The sequence below is a fragment of the Massilia aerilata genome (assembly GCF_042656905.1).
Lineage (GTDB): Bacteria > Pseudomonadota > Gammaproteobacteria > Burkholderiales > Burkholderiaceae_D > Telluria > Telluria aerilata.
Map to the genome: position 1 here is coordinate 180,972 of NZ_JBHSMZ010000008.1, position 16,050 is coordinate 197,021.

The following is a 16,050-nucleotide window of genomic DNA, read 5'->3' on the forward strand; positions in this document are numbered from 1 at the left end:
CCTTTGCAGAGCACCCCTATAGCTCCACCGGTCGCTCATCCGCGATCCCCAATAAAATCAAGGCTTTCCGCCGGAATCCACCGATCATCGACGCGCGTTTTTTCTGGCAGTTTTAACGCCGTGAGGTGCTGCCCCAACCTGTGCAAAGCATCGCCGATGCGTTTGTGCGCCTGCTTGTCGGGGTTGACTGCATAACCATGCCGCACTGCCCACATAGCGCCCTGGTTGGCCCAGCCTGCTTCCACCCGCGCGATCTCACGGTCGTTCGCCTTGATGGTCTTTTGCGCGATCCTTGTGCCTTCTTTGTGCCGCGTCCTTTTGATCTTCGGTTTAATGCAGTCGGCGATGTAGAAGGCGGACGACAGGGTGCGGCGTAGGTCGGCGCCGAACTCTGCAAATTGCCATACGCGTCCCAAGCTCATGCTTGAGCATGCGGCCATGCTGAACCAAGCCTCCAACCGTACGGATGGGCGCTCTACAGGTTCGCTCTGGTCTTCGAATTTGACGTATAGGCGCTGCTTGATTCGCTCCAGACCATCACGCCAAAGGTGGGTAGTCAGGGTATCGCTAGGGCCAGGCGGTGCCGGGGAGAATCGGCCTTTACCGTTGGCGGTATCTTCGTAACGCAGTCGCGTTGCCTTGCTCGTAACCGGATACATGCTGTCAGCGAACCATCTGAATACGGGGGCCAGCTCATCCAGGCCCGCAGGTCCAACGCCCGTAGGACGAAAGTCGATAGTGAACTCGACTTCGTAGACATCCAGGTTCGGACACAGGTCGATCATCCTTTGGAGCTGCGCGATTGTGGGGTCATGGATTGTGAGCACAGTTCGCATGTCATCGCGCGCGACTGTGACATGTGACGACAGCTTCGGCTCCGTCTTTTTCATCGCGCGCGCGAGTCGGTGAAGCAGTGTGTCCGACGCGTTCGTGAATTTGACGAAGTCGATACTCGGGGCAACGATCCACTCGTCGAGCGGAACCGGCAGTGCGATTTCTCGCGCGTGGTGCCTCATGTTAGGCGCTCAGGCTGCCAGCGCCAGCTACAGCTCTGGGCGCCGCGAAGGTCGACCGGGCCACCGGCAGCTTGCGCGTGTACCAGGGCCGGGTGTCGGTCGGGTCCGTGAGTGCGGTTTTGACCTGGTAAGGCGCATGTCGTACGGCGCCAGGGTCGGCGGCGAGCACGGCCTTGATAAAGGCCAAAACATCGGCAGCCGCGTACATGGGGCGCCAGGCGCCCTGGTACTTACCCTTGCAGATGGGCAGGAGGGTCGCACCGTGCACGCTCTCGACTCGGCCGCGTCGCATATCAGACAGGGTGTCATCCCAGTTGCGCAGCGGGCCCAGTTCTCGCCGGAGCAGGTAGGCCGTTTCCGGCGCGGTCATGACTTTGAGTTTCATAGTCGGGTTCCTTTTAGGTTAGGGTGCCTGGATGGCGAAGTGCTTGCCATTGCGCAGGCCGTTCTTGATCCAAATGCAGTCGGTGCCAAACTCATCGAAGCCGAACAGGACCTCGAAGCCCCCGAGGTCCGCGCCACCCAGGACCTTACCGTGCTTGAGGGTCGACTTGAGCAAGGCGTCGTCGATGGGCGCGGCGTTGCGCATTAGAGCGTGGTTCTTCTGCAGCGCCAGCTGTTCCGCGCGGTCCTGCAGGGCCGCCAGGTCCGGCATGATCGTGGCACCGAGCACGCCAGCCATTGCAGCCTCTCGCAGCGTTGCCGTTTGGTTGTCTATGCCGGTGACTTCGGCCAGGACTTGCTTGCACCAGTCCTGCCAGGTCAGGCCGCGCTCGCGCGCAAGCCAGTCCACCGCCTGCCAGGTCGGCTGGTCCAGCTTGATAGAAGATCGCTTGCCGGTGATGCTGGTAAGCATGCGTTGGGTGATTTCGGGCATTTGCAACTCCGTTAGAGAAAATCAGAGTGTACCTTATTAGGTGTAGTTGCACCATATAAGGTTTTGCTCTACAATTGACCACACATTAAACGTCGAACCTCTAGTGTGGTCAAAGGGAGAAAGTCATCATGGCGAACGGCAAATACATTTCGTACATCCGGGTGAGTACATCCCGCCAGGGTGCATCTGGTCTGGGTCTGGAAGCGCAGCGGCAAGTGGTTGCACGGTTTCTTAACGGTGGCGAGTGGCAGCTAGTCGGCGAGTTTCAAGAAGTTGAGTCCGGTCGCAAAGTATCGAGGAGCCGTCCCCAACTGATGGGCGCGCTGGCCGCATGTAAGCGCGAGAAGGCGACGCTGATCATTGCTAAAATCGACCGCTTGAGCCGTGACGTTCGGTTTTTCTTGGAAGTGCTGGACGATTCTGGAGTAAATATTCGTTTCGCTGACTTCCAAGACGTCGATCCAAAGACTGATGAGGGACGTATGCTTCTCATCAACTTAGCGAGCTTCGCAGAATACGAGGGCCGCAGGATTGGCGCGCGTACGAAGGCGGCGCTGGCGGTCGCGAAAGCGCGTGGTGTGAAGCTGGGCACCTCTGGCGCTGTCAATCTGCGCCCGAACATTGAGCAGCGCCAGGCCTCAGCCGATGCCTTCGCCGAGAAGCTGCGCCCGATCTTCGCCGGTATGGCGTCCGAGAAGTTGAGCCAGCGTGGCATGGTGGATCGCTTGAACGCGGTCGGTATCCCAACATCCACCGGCGAGGTCGGCAAGTGGAGGTTGAGCCAGGTACAGCGAATCCTGGGCCGGTTGGACGCGTGATCGTAAAAGCGCCTATGCCGCCCGGCTTGAGCGGACCCATTCGGGCCTGGAGCATGGAAAGACGCAGAGCAAGACGCTCGGGCGTCCGGTCAAAGGACCGAACAGCAGTGCCATGCGATCAAAGCCGCGCTCGGCACCATGATGTTGGTAAGCATACTGACGCGTCAATCCGGCATCAGTTGCGCCTGTAGCTTGAACATCATCGGGTAATGCTAATTTGGCCCAACAGCTTGTCGACCTCAGCAGATCGAAATTGCCTAAAAGTTTTGGTCGACAGGTACTCTACTACTGCAGTCGTTCACTAAATAAGCTATAGTCAAATGACTAATGTAAAGGTCGGCGCGATGGAGTGGGTTAATTTAGTCGGCGTCGTCGAAGAATTGTTCAACCACAACTATTTCCAAACTATGCCAACAACTAACCTTACGATTGCAGCTGAACCCGTTCTTGACTTTGAATGCGCAGGATGGCCCATTGAAAAGCGCCAAGACCTGTTTCAGGCCGTTCAAGGGATTCAAGGAGTGACCGGTGTCGGTGGTGCTGGCCACAGCACTATGCGCGTCCGGTACGATCCGTCTAGCACTAGTATTTCTGCTCTGACTCTGGCGGTGGATCAGGCTGCGGACACCATACTTCCGGGCCACAACTTTTCCGGATAAGGTGGCAGGTGGACTTAACAAGGTTGCTACCTAGTTCGCAAAACGGGGCCTGTGGGCCTCGTTTGCATTTGAAGTAAGGCGATTACGTCCGGGCGCAAAAACGGCGCTTGTAGCCGGTTTGGGCTTGGCAGCGCTATTTAATCGGTCGAGCGCCAGCTGTTAGCTGTTAGCTGGGTTTTGAGGTAGTCGTCGATCTGGTGCGAGCCTGGCGCGCAGGTGTCCGAAGCTCCGGCGCCGCTGATTACTAGCGCCAAGCCATCATGGCTGCAGACGGCGCCGGGCAGTCGGTAAGCTCCTGGCGCGTGAGTACGGCATCAGCCGCGCCAGCATCCTAAATATTGTGGGGTAAAACATTTGGGATGGCGAACGAACGAAATTTTAGGGAAGGTCGCATAGTGTCTGAACAGACGCTCTGACCTCGAGACCGTCGTCTACGTACAGCCGCTACTCATAAGATGAAAGTAAAATGTTCTAAATTGCAACTTTAACGAGGCGGTGATGAATAACAACGAAAAGTATGCTGAGCATATTAAAAAAACTGGATTTGTGCTTGAGTTTCAAGTCACCAAAGCGTTACAGGCGCATGGATGGAACGTGATTACGAATAAGTATTACGTTGATGATGTACAGGAAAGTGTTCGTGAAATCGATCTAGTAAGTTATAAAATCTCTTATGTTGGGAAAATGAGAATTTATACTGCGCTCATTATTAGTTGCAAAAAAAGCGAAGAAAATGCTTGGGTTCTACTGGCCAGGAAGCCAAATCACAACGATCCAAATATCGATTGGAATCCGCGCCATGTTTGGTCTAACGATAAAGCAATTGATTACATGCTTAGCTTGAAGGACTCTAAGCAGAGCTATCAGGATCACTTGGTTAATAATTCTCTTTCTTTTTTCGCGGACAAGCCTAAGCGTCACATATTCGCTTTTCAGGAAATGGCAAAGGAATCTGGCAAACCTAAAAATGATAAAGCTATATTTGATTCCGTTACTTCTTTAATGAAAGCGCAAACCTACGAAATGAGCGTGTTGCCGGAGAGAAGATCAGATACATTGCCCTCAGTCTACCAATTTAATCTCCTAAATGTCGTAGGGACTGACCTTCTATGCCTAGATTTCGAAGGTGATGACATAGTTCCTGATGCGGTACTTGAGGAAACCTATGTGGCAAGCTACATTGTTAACAAAAAGCATGTTTTTTCAAGAATCCATTTTATAAACCCAGAAATTCTTGATGCAGTTCTAAATCGCTATAACGAGTTGCACAGGGAAAACGTTCGCTTCTTCGAAAACGTCTCACAACAGTTCTATAAAGATGCCGCTGCGGATCGAGATAAGCGAAATGTTTTTAGGGTCGAATTTCTGAAGGAGGCGACGTTTGTTGCTGAGCTATACACGGATTTCGAGCCTGGGTGGATCAAGGAAAAGGATATTATGCTTTCGTGGGATGAAAAGAATGAGCGGCTTAAAATTTATGTTAGCCGTGCAAATCAAGAAAAAATTGACGCTCTTAACGAGCCGGAAGTAACGAAAGAAATCAGAGAGTTGCTAGTTAAGTTCTATCGGTATAGTGGAGATTTCAAGTTTTTTGAATTCTCTTTAGATTTTTAAAACTGGCATCTAATTGGATCTCCGATGCCAGTCACCTCAGCGCCAGCATCATGGCACTTATGCAAATTTGCTGACAGTGTCGCGAGTCCGATTGCGAGCACGTGTTACAGCTTGGCGCAGTTCAGCCAGCGTCGGGTGCAACAATCTCAACCGATCATAGTCGAGTACGTTGTCGAACTTGAGAGCGTCGATCGCAGCTTTGCGGTCGACGATGCTGAAATCGTTCTTGATGTCACCGTAGCCGTCGTGGACGTCGTCAGCCGGACTATGGCCGACCACGATCATTCTGAGCTCCTTCGCTATACCAGCCGCGCGCATGCGGCCAACGGCGCCATGACGGAAGCTGTGAAACACAAGGTCGGGGTCTTTTAGCCCGACCCGATCGCAGTAACGGGCAAACTGCTTTGATGCGGGCTGGCCGGGGCCATCGCGCCCGCCGGTGAGTTCAGGGAACAAAAAGCTGTGGCCGTCTTGGCGTACGGTCTGCACGTATTCGAGCAGTCCCAAGTTGAGCAGGGCATGATGAACCGGAACGATGCGGCGCCCAGCGTCGGTTTTCACTCGCTTTGCACGCCGACCTTCCCTTTCATCGTCGCCGTCATCGGTCACATGAAAGCATGCGATTCCGCCCTGAGCACCGATGTCGGCAAGCGCGAGCTGAGCGATCTCATTGAGGCGCATCCCGGTGTGCAGGCCAATAAGAGGCAACCAATACATGTAGGGGCTTTGTTGGCGGCCCTGCGCGTACGTTGTCGGGCTGAATAGTGTATGCAGCTCATCGTCCGTGAACGCGCGCCGGTGGACCGTCTTTGCCCGTTCCTTGATGCGCACGTTGCCCATCAGCTCAAAGGGCGGCTTGTTGCCCTCGCGTCGGAATGCCCAGCTCAGGAAATTGTTCGTGCGCTGGGCAGTGTTCTTGGCGGTTTGAGGACTGAGCTTCGGCACGTCCAGAGCGGTCATCTCGTCGATGTTCAACATGCGCGCTATCGCTAATTTGGTGCGGTTCACCGGCACCTTTCGAATAACGTCTTCGAACCGGTTCTGATCGGCCACGCTGAGGGCGTGCAAAGGTTTGTCGCCAATGATGTCGATGAACAGGCTGATCGCTGCGCGGTAGGAGTCAAGCGTCTTCTCGGTCGGCTTGTTATGCGCGAGAACGTATGCCAAGTATCGCTCGACGTAGTCGGATAGGAACTGTGCATTAGCGCCAATGGTAGTTCCTGTAGCAGTCGACACCGAAGGCGGGGAGCTTGCCGACGTCGCCGCGCCAGCGCCAGCGATGCCTACAGCCTGCATGAACTCAACTTGTGCTTGAACCCGGTCTTCCGGAGTGTCTTCCGGTTCCGGTGTCAGCTTCAACTTTGGGCGCATGAACTCATCGAAGGATATCTCGGATATGACGCCCCATTCAGAGTCATCGGAGGGGCCTGCAAGGGGTTTTTTCGAGCTAGACATAGATTGGGCGCGGAGTTGCAGAAAAACGCGCTTAGCAGCGCGCGCGAGCGCCTGGGCGGTAGGAACCGCTTCGTGAACACTTGCCGTGCGAAGGCTACGGTAAATCTCTCGGATTGTGAAGTGCCGGTAGAGATCGGGCGGGATTGCGATGCGAAAGTGCAGGATGCCCGACCGCGCGCGGTGCAGGTGGGACGGAAGTTTGATAGCCATGCCGGTGTCGTTTGGGGTGTTGACTTGGGGTGAAAGCCACAACCGGACGGCACAAAAAAGAAAACCCGTTGACGAATCAACGGGTTATCGGAGTTCTGGTGGAGGCGGAGGGAATCGAACCCTCGTCCGCAAGCACTCTACAGACAGTTCTACATACTTAGCACTATCATTTAATTTAACCAGGACAACGGGGATGTGCACCCTGTGTACTAGCGAGTCGCCTTAAATTTCGGAAGCACCCAAGTGACCCGAGTGATTCCTAGCCTCTCTAAATGACTCTACTTGCCTTGCGGCCCACCCGAGAGGCGAGGTGGTGTAGAGCTAGCAGCGATTAAGCTGCGAGTGCGTACGAGTTATCGTTTGCAGTTATTGATTTCTGGATGTATTTACGAGGTAACCAGTCCTCGGTATGCCCTGCGCTGCTTTGCAACCCACGTCGAAACCAGGTCGCCCCCCAACGAAGAACTTCCATTGTATCGCAAACAGAGGCGGTGTGCAGCGATGCGGATCTCATGAATCGTCTGCGAAAGTTAACTTTCGATAGATTTTTGTTGTCAAACTCAGACTATCATCTCAGCTGCAGGAGATTCCGAATGAATAACGATGAGGTTCGAATGACTTGTATCGTCTGCGGCACCCCGCAAGCTGCCGGTTTGACCGGCTGGCATGCGTCCTGTCATGAATGCGGGTACGAAAGCGCCGCGTTGCAAGGCGCGATCAACGAGAAGACGGAAGGCAGCAAGGTCGACGAGGATGCGCGCGAGCTGGGCCTGAAGGCGCTGCGCCAGGAGAATTTCCGGGATATCGTCGATCTCGCGCGGCGGCTGGCCCGGCCGGGTGCGGGCAGCCTGCTCGACGTCGGCTGCGCCCATGGCTGGTTCCTGGAGACGGCCCGCGAGCGCTTCGAGGTGCTCGGTATCGAGCCGGATGCCGTGGTCGGCGGACGCACCGCCGCGCGCGGGCTGCCTGTGCGGCAGGGCTATTTTCCGGATGCGCTGCAGCCCGGCGAAGCCTTCGACGTCATCGTCTTCAACGACGTCATCGAACACATTCCGGACATCCGCACCGCGCTCGACGCCTGCCACGCGCGCCTGAAGGAGGGCGGCCTGCTGATCCTGAACCTGCCCAACAGCGCCGGTTTCTTCTACCGCCTGTCGAAGGCCTTCGCCACGATGGGCTGGCGCAGCCCCTTCGAGCGTCTGTGGCAGAAAGACCTGCCGTCGCCGCACGTGCATTACTTCCGTCCCGCCAACCTCGAGCGCCTGGTGGGCAGGCATGGCTTCGAGCGCGTCCATTCCGGCGAACTGCCTTCGCTGCGCGCCAAGGGACTGCTGGAGCGCATCCGCTGTGCCGGCAACATCTCCGGCCCTTCGCTCTACCTGCAGTATGCCGCCGCGCTGTGCGCGATTCCGGTGCTGGGGCTGTTCCCGAGCGACATTATCGTCAGCGTGTTCCGCAAGACGTAAAAAGCAAATCAAGGATCAGCGGTTGATCATCTGGTTGCCGATCATGCCGCCGCCGATGATGCCGGCCACGGTCGCCAGTTTCTTGCCGTTGCCGCCGCCGACCTGGTTACCGATCAGGCCGCCGATCACGGCGCCGGTGCCGATGCCGATGTAGTTCGGCTGCGGCGCCGGACGCGGCGCCGGGGCGTAGTAATCGTTGCGGGCGTAGGTGTGGTGCACCACGGTGCGCGGACGCGGTGCGGCCTTGGCCGGCACTTCCTTGATGATGGTTTCCTTGATCACCACCGGGGCCGGCTGCGCGGCTGCAGCGACGGGCTGGGCGTACATGGCCGCGGCCGGCTGCGCATAGGCGCCCTGCACAGGCTGGGCATAGGCGGACGGCAGCGCCTGGGCCTGGATCGGAGTCATCTGGGCGGCGGGACCGGCCATCGGGGCCGGTGCGGCGGCGTATGCCGGAGCGGCAGCAGGCATATAGCCGTTTTGCGAGCTCATCAGTGCCGAGGCTTGCGGCGACGGTGCGCTATTCGAGCTCGGCAGGACGCCGGTGATGGCGGCGGTGCCGACCAGGCTGACGACGATGACCGATGCGGCGGCCGCTGCCATCAGCGGGTGGATACGGTTGGTGGTGGTCTTGATCGCTTCCATGTTCTCTGCTCCCGGTGGTATTGCGTTGTTCGATGGGAGTAGATTACTGGCGGGAACCGTCAAGAGATAGACGCTTCCCTGTATCAATCGTAAAGATATGTATCAGGCGGCCTGTGCTGCGCTGAGCACCTCGTGCAGGACCTGCAGCAGCTGCAAGGGCGTATCGAGCAGGTAATCGGCGCCCCAGGTGGCGGGCGGGATCTCGCCGCAATAGCCCCAGCCGCAGGCCACCGTCACCATGCCGGCGGCGCGGCCGGCTTCGACGTCGCGCAGGTCGTCGCCGACATACCAGCAGGCTTCCGGCGGCAGGCCCAGCAAGCGCGCACCTTCCAGCAGCGGAGCAGGGTGGGGCTTGGCGAAGCCGGTGGTGTCGCCGGACACCACGCAGCCGGCGTGCGCCAGGCCGATCTGCGGAATCAGCGGGTCCGTGAAGCGCATCGGCTTGTTGGTGACCACGCCCCAGGCCATGCCGGCGTCCTCGATGCCCTTCAGCAGTTCCGGCACGCCGTCGAACAGCGTGCTCTCCACCGCCATTGCCGCCTGGTAGCGGTCGAACCATTGCAGGCGCAGCTCTTCATAGCCCTCGTCGCCGGGCTGCAGGCCGAAAGCGGCGCCGATCATGCCGCGGGCGCCGGCCGAGGCGGTCGGGCGCAGTATTTCGTAGGGCGTCGGGGCGAAGCCGCGCTCGGTGCGCAGCCAGTTGACGGCGGCGGCGAGGTCGGGCGCGGTATCGGCCAGCGTGCCGTCGAGGTCGAACAGGACGGCGCGCGGGGCGGGCAGGCGGGAAGTAAAGGTCATGAACTGCGCTTTATCGGTGCGGGATTACAGAGGCCTGGTGCAGGCGACCATGTAGTTCACGTCGGTATCCTGGTTCAGCGAATAGATTTTGGTCAGCGGGTTGTAGCTCAGGCCCTTCAGGCCGTCGACCTGCAGGCCGGCGGCGCGGATGAAGCTGGAGAGCTCGGCCGGCGTAATGAACTTGGCGTAGTCGTGGGTGCCGCGCGGCAGCATGCGCAGCACGTACTCGGCGCCGATTACCGCGAACAGGTAGGACTTCGGGTTGCGGTTCAGGGTCGAGAAGAACACGTGCCCGCCAGGTTTCACGAGGGTCGCCGCGGCGCGCACGATGGCGGCCGGATCGGGCACGTGCTCGAGCATTTCCATGCAGGTGACGACGTCGAACTGGCCCGGTTCCTCGGCGGCCATGTCTTCAGCGGCGATCAGTTTGTAGCGCACTTCCACGCCCGATTCCAGACTGTGCAGGTCGGCCACTTTCAGCGCCTTCTTCGACAGGTCGATGCCGGTCACCTTGGCGCCCTTGCGCGCCATCGATTCGGACAGCACGCCGCCGCCGCAGCCGATGTCGATCACGTTCTTGCCGGCCAGCGGCACGCGCGCGTTGATCCACTCCAGGCGCAGCGGATTGATCTCGTGCAGCGGGCGGAACTCGGACGTCGGGTCCCACCAGCGGTGGGCCAGCTCGCTGAATTTCTGGATTTCCAGGGGGTCGGCGTTGGCCGTCATCGGTGCTTGTGTCGTCATAGGTCGGAATAATAGCGGAAATGCCGCAGCGCTACGTTTCAGGAGGAGAAAAAACTTGGGGCCGTAGCGCCTGGGAGGCGCTGTGGCACCTTCGCGGGGGTGACGTAAAAAAAAACCCCGCCGAAGCGGGGTTCATGTGGCGGTCAGGCCAGCTTATTGCTGCTGGGTGCTGCGGGTACCGACCACTTCGATTTCCACGCGGCGGTTCTTGGCGCGGCCGGCGGCGGTCTTGTTGTCGGCCACAGGCTGCTTCTCGCCCTTGCCTTCGGTGTAGATGCGGTTCGACTCGACGCCCTTGCTCTGCAGGTAGGCCTTGACGGCTTCGGCGCGGCGGACCGACAGCTTCTGGTTGTAGGCATCGGTACCGATCGAGTCGGTGTGGCCGACGGCGATGATGACTTCCAGGTTGAGGTCCTTCAGCTTCGAGGTCAGGTCGTCCAGCGATGCCTTGCCGGCCGGCTTCAGCACAGCCTTGTCGAAGTCGAAGAAGGCGTCAGCCGAGTAGCTCACTTTTTCCGAGGTCGGGACCGGAGCCGGTGCCGGGGCCGGAGCCGGGGCAGGCGCCGGTGCTTCGACTGGAGCCGGCGGCGGCGGCGGAGCGACGCACTTGCCGTTTTCCAGTTTCTCAGGCGGGACGCACAGCGGCGCGTCGCAGCCCGGGACCGCGTCGGCCGGGGTCCAGTAGCCGGTACGCCAGCACAGGCCGAAAGGATTGCGCGCGATCACGCCGCGGGCATCCTGCACGTAGGCGCTGTACGGCGTCGGCGCCATGATGTCGGTCGTCAGCGGCGCGTAGGGCGGTGCGCTTTGCGCGAAAGCGCTGCTGGCTGCCGAAGCTGCGAGCATGAGGATTGCCAATTTTTTCATATTTTTTCTTCCTTTCGGTAAATTCTTTCCCGCTGCGAAACAGTGCAAAGCAGAGCTTGGAGCTAGCACATGGGCAGAATCATAACATTCTGCATAGACGTGTCTGTTTCGCATTGTGAAACATGCAATTAACTTCTCGGCCATTTTGCCACATACGCCACATCCGCACGACCGCGGCCAGCGCAATTGCGGCGCATGGGATTTGTCGCGTTGTTTCTGCGCAACAACGTGTTGTGAGCAGTTCGCAAGCTTGACGAAAGTTTATGACAGGCATGTGTCAACTTAGCAATTGTGCACATTCTTGCCGTGCTGATCTTGCTTTCAAAATCGGCTGCTGATATATGGCGCGCGTGGTAAAATCATGAGCTTAGGAATTCAAAATTTACTGCTGAAAAAGTCGACCCGCCAATGGATCAATTCGCAAAAGAAACAATTCCAATTTCGCTGGAAGAAGAGATGCGCAAGAGCTACCTCGATTACGCCATGAGCGTGATCGTGGGCCGCGCTCTGCCGGATGCGCGTGACGGTCTCAAGCCGGTGCATCGCCGCGTCCTGTTCGCGATGCACGAGATGAACAACGTGTGGAACCGCCCTTACCTGAAGTGCGCCCGCGTGGTCGGCGAGACCATGGGTAAATTCCACCCGCACGGCGACGCCTCGATCTACGACACCCTGGTCCGCATGGCCCAGGATTTCTCGCTGCGCTATACGCTGGTGGACGGGCAGGGCAACTTCGGCTCGATCGACGGCGACAGCGCCGCGGCGATGCGTTATACCGAGTGCCGCCTGGACAAGATCTCCCAGGAGCTGCTGGCCGACATCGACAAGGACACCGTCGACTTCCAGCCCAACTACGACGGCAAGGAAAAAGAACCGACGGTCCTGCCGACCCGCATCCCGAACCTGCTGGTGAACGGCTCTTCGGGTATCGCGGTCGGCATGGCGACCAATATCCCGCCGCACAACCTGTCCGAAGTCCTGAACGGCGCGCTGCACGTGCTGCGCAACCCGGACTGCACGATCGACGAGCTGATCGAACTGATCCCGGCGCCGGACTTCCCGACCGCCGGCATCATCTACGGCGTGTCCGGCGTCCGTGACGGTTACCGCACCGGCCGCGGCCGCGTGGTGATGCGCGCCAAGACCCACTTCGAGGAATACGGCAAGGACGGCGGCCGCGTGGCCATCATCGTCGACGAGCTGCCGTACCAGGTTAATAAAAAATCGCTGCTCGAGCGCATCGCCGAAAACGTGCGCGACAAGAAGCTGGAAGGCATCTCCGACATCCGCGACGAGTCCGACAAGTCGGGCATGCGCGTGGTGATCGAGCTGAAGCGCGGCGAAGTGCCGGAAGTGGTGCTGAACAACCTGTACAAGCAAACCCAGCTGCAAGACACCTTCGGCATGAACATGGTGGCGCTGGTCAACGGCCAGCCGAAGCTGCTGAACCTCAAGCAGATGCTCGAGAGCTTCCTGTCGCACCGCCGCGAAGTGGTCACCCGCCGCACCGTGTTCGAGCTGCGCAAGGCGCGCGAGCGCGGCCACATGCTGGAAGGCCTGGCGGTCGCGCTGGCGAACATCGACGAGTTCATCGCCATCATCAAGGCCGCGCCGACCCCGCCGGTCGCCAAGGTCGAGCTGATGCAGCGTACCTGGGATTCGTCCCTGGTGCGCGAGATGCTGAGCCGCACCGAAACCGGCGCCGCCGGCGGCATCGAAGCCTTCCGTCCGGAGCACCTGCCGAAGCACTACGGCATGCAGGCCGACGGCATGTACCGCCTGTCCGACGAGCAGACCCAGGAAATCCTGCAGATGCGCCTGCAGCGCCTGACCGGCCTGGAGCAGGACAAGATCGTCAACGAGTACAAGGACGTGATGGCCCACATCGCCGACCTGCTCGACATCCTGGCCAAGCCGGAACGGGTGACCGCGATCATCGTCGACGAAATGGCGCAGATCCGGGCCGACTACACCGAGAACGGCAAGGATGCGCGCCGCTCGGCCATCGAGCACAACGCCAGCGACCTCGAAACCGAAGACCTGATCACCCCGCAGGACATGGTGGTGACCCTGTCGCACACCGGTTACATGAAGTCGCAGCCGATCTCGGAATACCGCGCCCAGAAGCGCGGCGGCCGCGGCAAGCAGGCGATGGCGACCAAGGACGAGGACTGGATCGACCAGCTGTTCATCGCCAATACCCACGACTACATGCTGTGCTTCAGCAACCGCGGCCGGATGTACTGGCTGAAGGTGTGGGAAGTGCCGCAGGGCTCGCGCAACTCGCGCGGCAAGCCGATCGTCAACATGTTCCCGCTGCAGGACGGCGAGAAGATCACCGTGATCCTGCCGCTGTCGGGCGAGAACTCGAGCTTCCCGGAAGACCACTACGTCTTCATGTCGACCAGCCTGGGCACGGTCAAGAAGACCCCGCTGAAGGACTTCAGCAACCCGCGCAAGGCCGGCATCATCGCGGTCGACCTGGACGAGGGCGACTTCCTGATCGGCGCCGCGCTCACCGACGGCAAGCACGACGTGATGCTGTTCTCGGACGCCGGCAAGGCCGTGCGCTTCGACGAGAACGACGTGCGCCCGATGGGCCGTACCGCGCGCGGCGTGCGCGGCATGAACCTGGAAGAAGGCCAGAACGTGATCGCGCTGCTGGTGGCCGAGAACGAGCAGCAGTCCGTGCTCACTGCCACCGAGAACGGCTTCGGCAAGCGTACCCCGATCACGGAGTACACCCGCCACGGCCGCGGCACCAAGGGCATGATCGCGATCCAGACCTCCGAGCGTAACGGCAAGGTCGTGGCCGCGACCCTGGTGGACGCCAGCGACGAGATCATGCTGATCACGACCGGCGGCGTGCTGATCCGCACCCGCGTGTCCGAGATCCGCGAGATGGGCCGCGCGACCCAGGGCGTGACCCTGATCGCGGTGGAAGACGGCACCAAGCTGTCCGGCCTGCAGCGCGTGGTCGAGAGCGACGTCGACGAAGTGGAACTGGAGCCGGCGCCGGAGTAATCCTGCCCGCTTCCCGTCGAGACGGCCCCTGCAGCGATGCATGGGCCGTTTTTATTTGGCCGCGTTTGCTGCAATGCGGCGAAAAATCGGCCGGGCTGAGGATTTTTTGCAAGTTTCGTGCGAAAATCGAGTTCCCCGTCATTGAGGACTCCCATGAAAAAGCATCTCGCTGCCATCGTTTCCGCTTTTGCCTTCGCGACCGTTCCAGCTTTTGCGCAGACGAAGCCGGCACTCGATCCCGCCGCGGTGCAGGCGACCCGTCAGATGATGGAGGCGATGAAGATCCGCGAAGTGATGATCCAGTCGCTGAAGCAGGCCGAGCAGGCCATGCCGGCGCAGATCCGCGGCTCGCTGACAAGCCTGGTCCAGAACGACAAGAACCTGAATGCGCAGCAGAAGCAGGCCGCGCTCGCCGATCTCGAGAAGAAGCTGCCCGCCCTCCTGGCGGCGAACCACGCTCTGTTCTCGGATGCGTCGCTGGTGGATGAAATGCTGCAGGAAATGGTGCCGCTCTACGCCGAGACCTACACGGTGGACGAGATTCACCAGCTGAGCGCCTTCTACGGTTCGCCGGTGGGCCAGAAAATGCTGGCGAACATGCCGAAGCTGATGACCCAGAGTATGGCGATCAGTAACCGCATCATGATGCCCCGGATTCAGAAAATGATGGAGCAGACCGCCCAAGCTGTCATGGCCAAGTAAAGGAGACGTGGTGACCCAGGTATTCAATTTCTCCGCCGGCCCGGCCGTCCTGCCGAAAGAAGTGCTGCAGCAGGCAGCGAGCGAGATGCTCGACTGGCACGGCAGCGGCATGTCCGTGATGGAGATGAGCCACCGCGGCCCCGAATTCATTTCGATCTACCAGCAGGCCGAAGGCGACCTGCGCGAATTGCTGGCCGTCCCCGCCAACTACAGGATCCTGTTCATGCAGGGCGGGGGGCTGGGCCAGAATTCCCTGATTCCGCTGAACCTTGCCGGCCGCAAGGCCCAGCCGGCGACGATCGACTTCGTGCAGACCGGCTCCTGGTCCAGCAAGTCGATCAAGGAAGCGCGCCGTTACGCCAACGTGAACGTGGCCGCCTCCGGCGAGCCGGACGCCTTCACCGCCGTGCCGCCGCAGGATATGTGGAAGCTGAGCCAGGACGCCGCCTACCTGCACGTCTGCACCAACGAAACCATCGACGGCGTCGAATTCAACTTCGTGCCGACGGTGCAGGGCGATACCCCTTTGGTGGCAGACATGTCCTCGCACATCCTGTCGCGCACCATCGACGTCTCGAAGTACGGCGTGATCTTCGCCGGCGCCCAGAAGAACATCGGGCCGGCCGGCCTGACCCTGGTGATCGTGCGCGACGACCTGCTGGACAGCGCGCTGCCGATCTGCCCGGGCGTCTTCAACTGGCGCGCGGTAGCCGATGCCGACTCCATGCTGAACACGCCGCCGACCTACGCGATCTACATCGCCGGCCTGGTGTTCGCCCACCTGAAAAAGCTGGGCGGCGTGGCGGCGATGGAGCAACGCAATATCGAAAAAGCGCGCCTGCTGTACGCCGCGCTGGACGCCGACGATTTCTACCGGAACCGCGTGGCGCCTGACTGCCGTTCGCGCATGAACATACCGTTCTACCTGCGCGACGAATCCCTGAACGACCAATTCCTGGCCGGCGCCAAGGCGCGCGGGCTGCTGCAACTGAAGGGCCACAAGTCCGTCGGCGGTATGCGGGCATCGATCTACAACGCGATGCCGATCGAGGGCGTGCAAGCCCTGGTCGATTATTTGAACGAGTTTGCGGGTCGGTGATTCGCCTGCTGCTCGTCGTCCCCGCGAAGGCGGGGATCCAAGTTTTGTTTGCATCT

Annotated in this window: 15 protein-coding genes and 1 other RNA gene; 7 read left to right on the forward strand and 9 right to left on the reverse strand. The window is 59.7% G+C overall.

Features of this window, described 5'->3' with window-relative positions; translation table 11 throughout:
- Positions 1 to 35: 35 nt before the first annotated feature.
- From ACFPO9_RS13455 to ACFPO9_RS13465, 3 genes are read right to left on the reverse strand one after another with little or no spacing between them, the layout of a single operon-like run.
- Complete coding sequence (locus ACFPO9_RS13455; RefSeq protein WP_379771573.1) at positions 36 to 1,016, reverse strand: hypothetical protein; 981 nt, start codon at positions 1,014 to 1,016, stop codon at positions 36 to 38.
- A gap of 1 nt (position 1,017) precedes the next feature.
- The gene (locus ACFPO9_RS13460) at positions 1,018 to 1,401 is read right to left on the reverse strand and encodes a hypothetical protein (protein ID WP_379771574.1); all 384 of its coding nucleotides are present in this window, start codon (positions 1,399 to 1,401) and stop codon (positions 1,018 to 1,020) included.
- Positions 1,402 to 1,419: 18 nt separating this feature from the next.
- Positions 1,420 to 1,893: a ribbon-helix-helix domain-containing protein gene (locus ACFPO9_RS13465; protein WP_379771576.1), complete on the reverse strand. Its 474-nt coding sequence runs from the start codon at positions 1,891 to 1,893 to the stop codon at positions 1,420 to 1,422.
- Positions 1,894 to 2,021: 128 nt separating this feature from the next.
- Between ACFPO9_RS13465 and ACFPO9_RS13470 the strand changes: the two genes are divergently transcribed.
- The 3 genes from ACFPO9_RS13470 (at position 2,022) to ACFPO9_RS13480 (ending at position 4,984) form a co-directional block, all read left to right on the forward strand.
- Positions 2,022 to 2,711, forward strand: a complete 690-nt coding sequence (locus tag ACFPO9_RS13470) for a recombinase family protein (protein ID WP_379771577.1) — start codon at positions 2,022 to 2,024, stop codon at positions 2,709 to 2,711.
- A 320-nt stretch (positions 2,712 to 3,031) separates the two neighbouring features.
- Positions 3,032 to 3,370, forward strand: coding sequence for a hypothetical protein (locus tag ACFPO9_RS13475; protein ID WP_379771578.1), 339 nt, complete (start codon positions 3,032 to 3,034; stop codon positions 3,368 to 3,370).
- A gap of 498 nt (positions 3,371 to 3,868) precedes the next feature.
- The gene (locus ACFPO9_RS13480; RefSeq protein ID WP_379771579.1) at positions 3,869 to 4,984 is read left to right on the forward strand and encodes a hypothetical protein; all 1,116 of its coding nucleotides are present in this window, start codon (positions 3,869 to 3,871) and stop codon (positions 4,982 to 4,984) included.
- Positions 4,985 to 5,041: 57 nt separating this feature from the next.
- Here ACFPO9_RS13480 and ACFPO9_RS13485 read toward each other — a convergent pair whose 3' ends face one another.
- Both ACFPO9_RS13485 and ssrA read right to left on the reverse strand, forming a co-directional pair.
- Entirely contained in the window at positions 5,042 to 6,649 is a 1,608-nt protein-coding gene (locus tag ACFPO9_RS13485) for a DUF6538 domain-containing protein (protein WP_379771580.1), read from the reverse strand.
- Positions 6,650 to 6,745: 96 nt separating this feature from the next.
- Positions 6,746 to 7,104: a transfer-messenger RNA gene (gene ssrA, locus ACFPO9_RS13490) on the reverse strand.
- Positions 7,105 to 7,263: 159 nt separating this feature from the next.
- Here ssrA and ACFPO9_RS13495 point away from each other — a divergent pair.
- Complete coding sequence (locus ACFPO9_RS13495; protein ID WP_379771582.1) at positions 7,264 to 8,115, forward strand: class I SAM-dependent methyltransferase; 852 nt, start codon at positions 7,264 to 7,266, stop codon at positions 8,113 to 8,115.
- Between the two features lie 15 nt (positions 8,116 to 8,130).
- Here ACFPO9_RS13495 and ACFPO9_RS13500 read toward each other — a convergent pair whose 3' ends face one another.
- The 4 genes from ACFPO9_RS13500 to ompA form a co-directional block, all read right to left on the reverse strand.
- A complete protein-coding gene (locus ACFPO9_RS13500) occupies positions 8,131 to 8,760 on the reverse strand; it encodes a glycine zipper 2TM domain-containing protein (protein ID WP_379771583.1) in 630 nt (209 codons plus the stop codon).
- Between the two features lie 102 nt (positions 8,761 to 8,862).
- On the reverse strand, positions 8,863 to 9,558 hold the full coding sequence (locus ACFPO9_RS13505; RefSeq protein ID WP_379771585.1) for an HAD family hydrolase: 696 nt from the start codon (positions 9,556 to 9,558) through the stop codon (positions 8,863 to 8,865).
- A gap of 24 nt (positions 9,559 to 9,582) precedes the next feature.
- Positions 9,583 to 10,284, reverse strand: coding sequence for a bifunctional 2-polyprenyl-6-hydroxyphenol methylase/3-demethylubiquinol 3-O-methyltransferase UbiG (ubiG, locus tag ACFPO9_RS13510; RefSeq protein ID WP_379771688.1), 702 nt, complete (start codon positions 10,282 to 10,284; stop codon positions 9,583 to 9,585).
- A 171-nt stretch (positions 10,285 to 10,455) separates the two neighbouring features.
- The gene (gene ompA / locus ACFPO9_RS13515; RefSeq protein ID WP_379771587.1) at positions 10,456 to 11,169 is read right to left on the reverse strand and encodes an outer membrane protein OmpA; all 714 of its coding nucleotides are present in this window, start codon (positions 11,167 to 11,169) and stop codon (positions 10,456 to 10,458) included.
- 408 nt (positions 11,170 to 11,577) lie between these two features.
- Between ompA and gyrA the strand changes: the two genes are divergently transcribed.
- From gyrA to serC, 3 genes are all read left to right on the forward strand, one after another.
- Positions 11,578 to 14,193: a DNA gyrase subunit A gene (gyrA, locus tag ACFPO9_RS13520; RefSeq protein ID WP_379771589.1), complete on the forward strand. Its 2,616-nt coding sequence runs from the start codon at positions 11,578 to 11,580 to the stop codon at positions 14,191 to 14,193.
- A gap of 153 nt (positions 14,194 to 14,346) precedes the next feature.
- Positions 14,347 to 14,895 carry a DUF2059 domain-containing protein gene (locus ACFPO9_RS13525; protein ID WP_379771591.1) on the forward strand — a complete coding sequence of 183 codons (549 nt, stop codon included), beginning with the start codon at positions 14,347 to 14,349 and terminating at the stop codon, positions 14,893 to 14,895.
- A 10-nt stretch (positions 14,896 to 14,905) separates the two neighbouring features.
- Entirely contained in the window at positions 14,906 to 15,994 is a 1,089-nt protein-coding gene (gene serC / locus ACFPO9_RS13530) for a 3-phosphoserine/phosphohydroxythreonine transaminase (protein WP_379771592.1), read from the forward strand.
- Positions 15,995 to 16,050 lie beyond the last annotated feature (56 nt).

Coding starts and splice junctions, on each gene's coding strand:
- ACFPO9_RS13455 (WP_379771573.1), bottom strand. CDS start 1,016: ATGAGGCACCACGCGCGAGAAATCGCACTGCCGGTTCCGCTCGACGAG.
- ACFPO9_RS13460 (WP_379771574.1), bottom strand. CDS start 1,401: ATGAAACTCAAAGTCATGACCGCGCCGGAAACGGCCTACCTGCTCCGG.
- ACFPO9_RS13465 (WP_379771576.1), bottom strand. CDS start 1,893: ATGCCCGAAATCACCCAACGCATGCTTACCAGCATCACCGGCAAGCGA.
- ACFPO9_RS13470 (WP_379771577.1), top strand. CDS start 2,022: ATGGCGAACGGCAAATACATTTCGTACATCCGGGTGAGTACATCCCGC.
- ACFPO9_RS13475 (WP_379771578.1), top strand. CDS start 3,032: ATGACTAATGTAAAGGTCGGCGCGATGGAGTGGGTTAATTTAGTCGGC.
- ACFPO9_RS13480 (WP_379771579.1), top strand. CDS start 3,869: ATGAATAACAACGAAAAGTATGCTGAGCATATTAAAAAAACTGGATTT.
- ACFPO9_RS13485 (WP_379771580.1), bottom strand. CDS start 6,649: ATGGCTATCAAACTTCCGTCCCACCTGCACCGCGCGCGGTCGGGCATC.
- ACFPO9_RS13495 (WP_379771582.1), top strand. CDS start 7,264: ATGACTTGTATCGTCTGCGGCACCCCGCAAGCTGCCGGTTTGACCGGC.
- ACFPO9_RS13500 (WP_379771583.1), bottom strand. CDS start 8,760: ATGGAAGCGATCAAGACCACCACCAACCGTATCCACCCGCTGATGGCA.
- ACFPO9_RS13505 (WP_379771585.1), bottom strand. CDS start 9,558: ATGACCTTTACTTCCCGCCTGCCCGCCCCGCGCGCCGTCCTGTTCGAC.
- ubiG (WP_379771688.1), bottom strand. CDS start 10,284: ATGACGGCCAACGCCGACCCCCTGGAAATCCAGAAATTCAGCGAGCTG.
- ompA (WP_379771587.1), bottom strand. CDS start 11,169: ATGAAAAAATTGGCAATCCTCATGCTCGCAGCTTCGGCAGCCAGCAGC.
- gyrA (WP_379771589.1), top strand. CDS start 11,578: ATGGATCAATTCGCAAAAGAAACAATTCCAATTTCGCTGGAAGAAGAG.
- ACFPO9_RS13525 (WP_379771591.1), top strand. CDS start 14,347: ATGAAAAAGCATCTCGCTGCCATCGTTTCCGCTTTTGCCTTCGCGACC.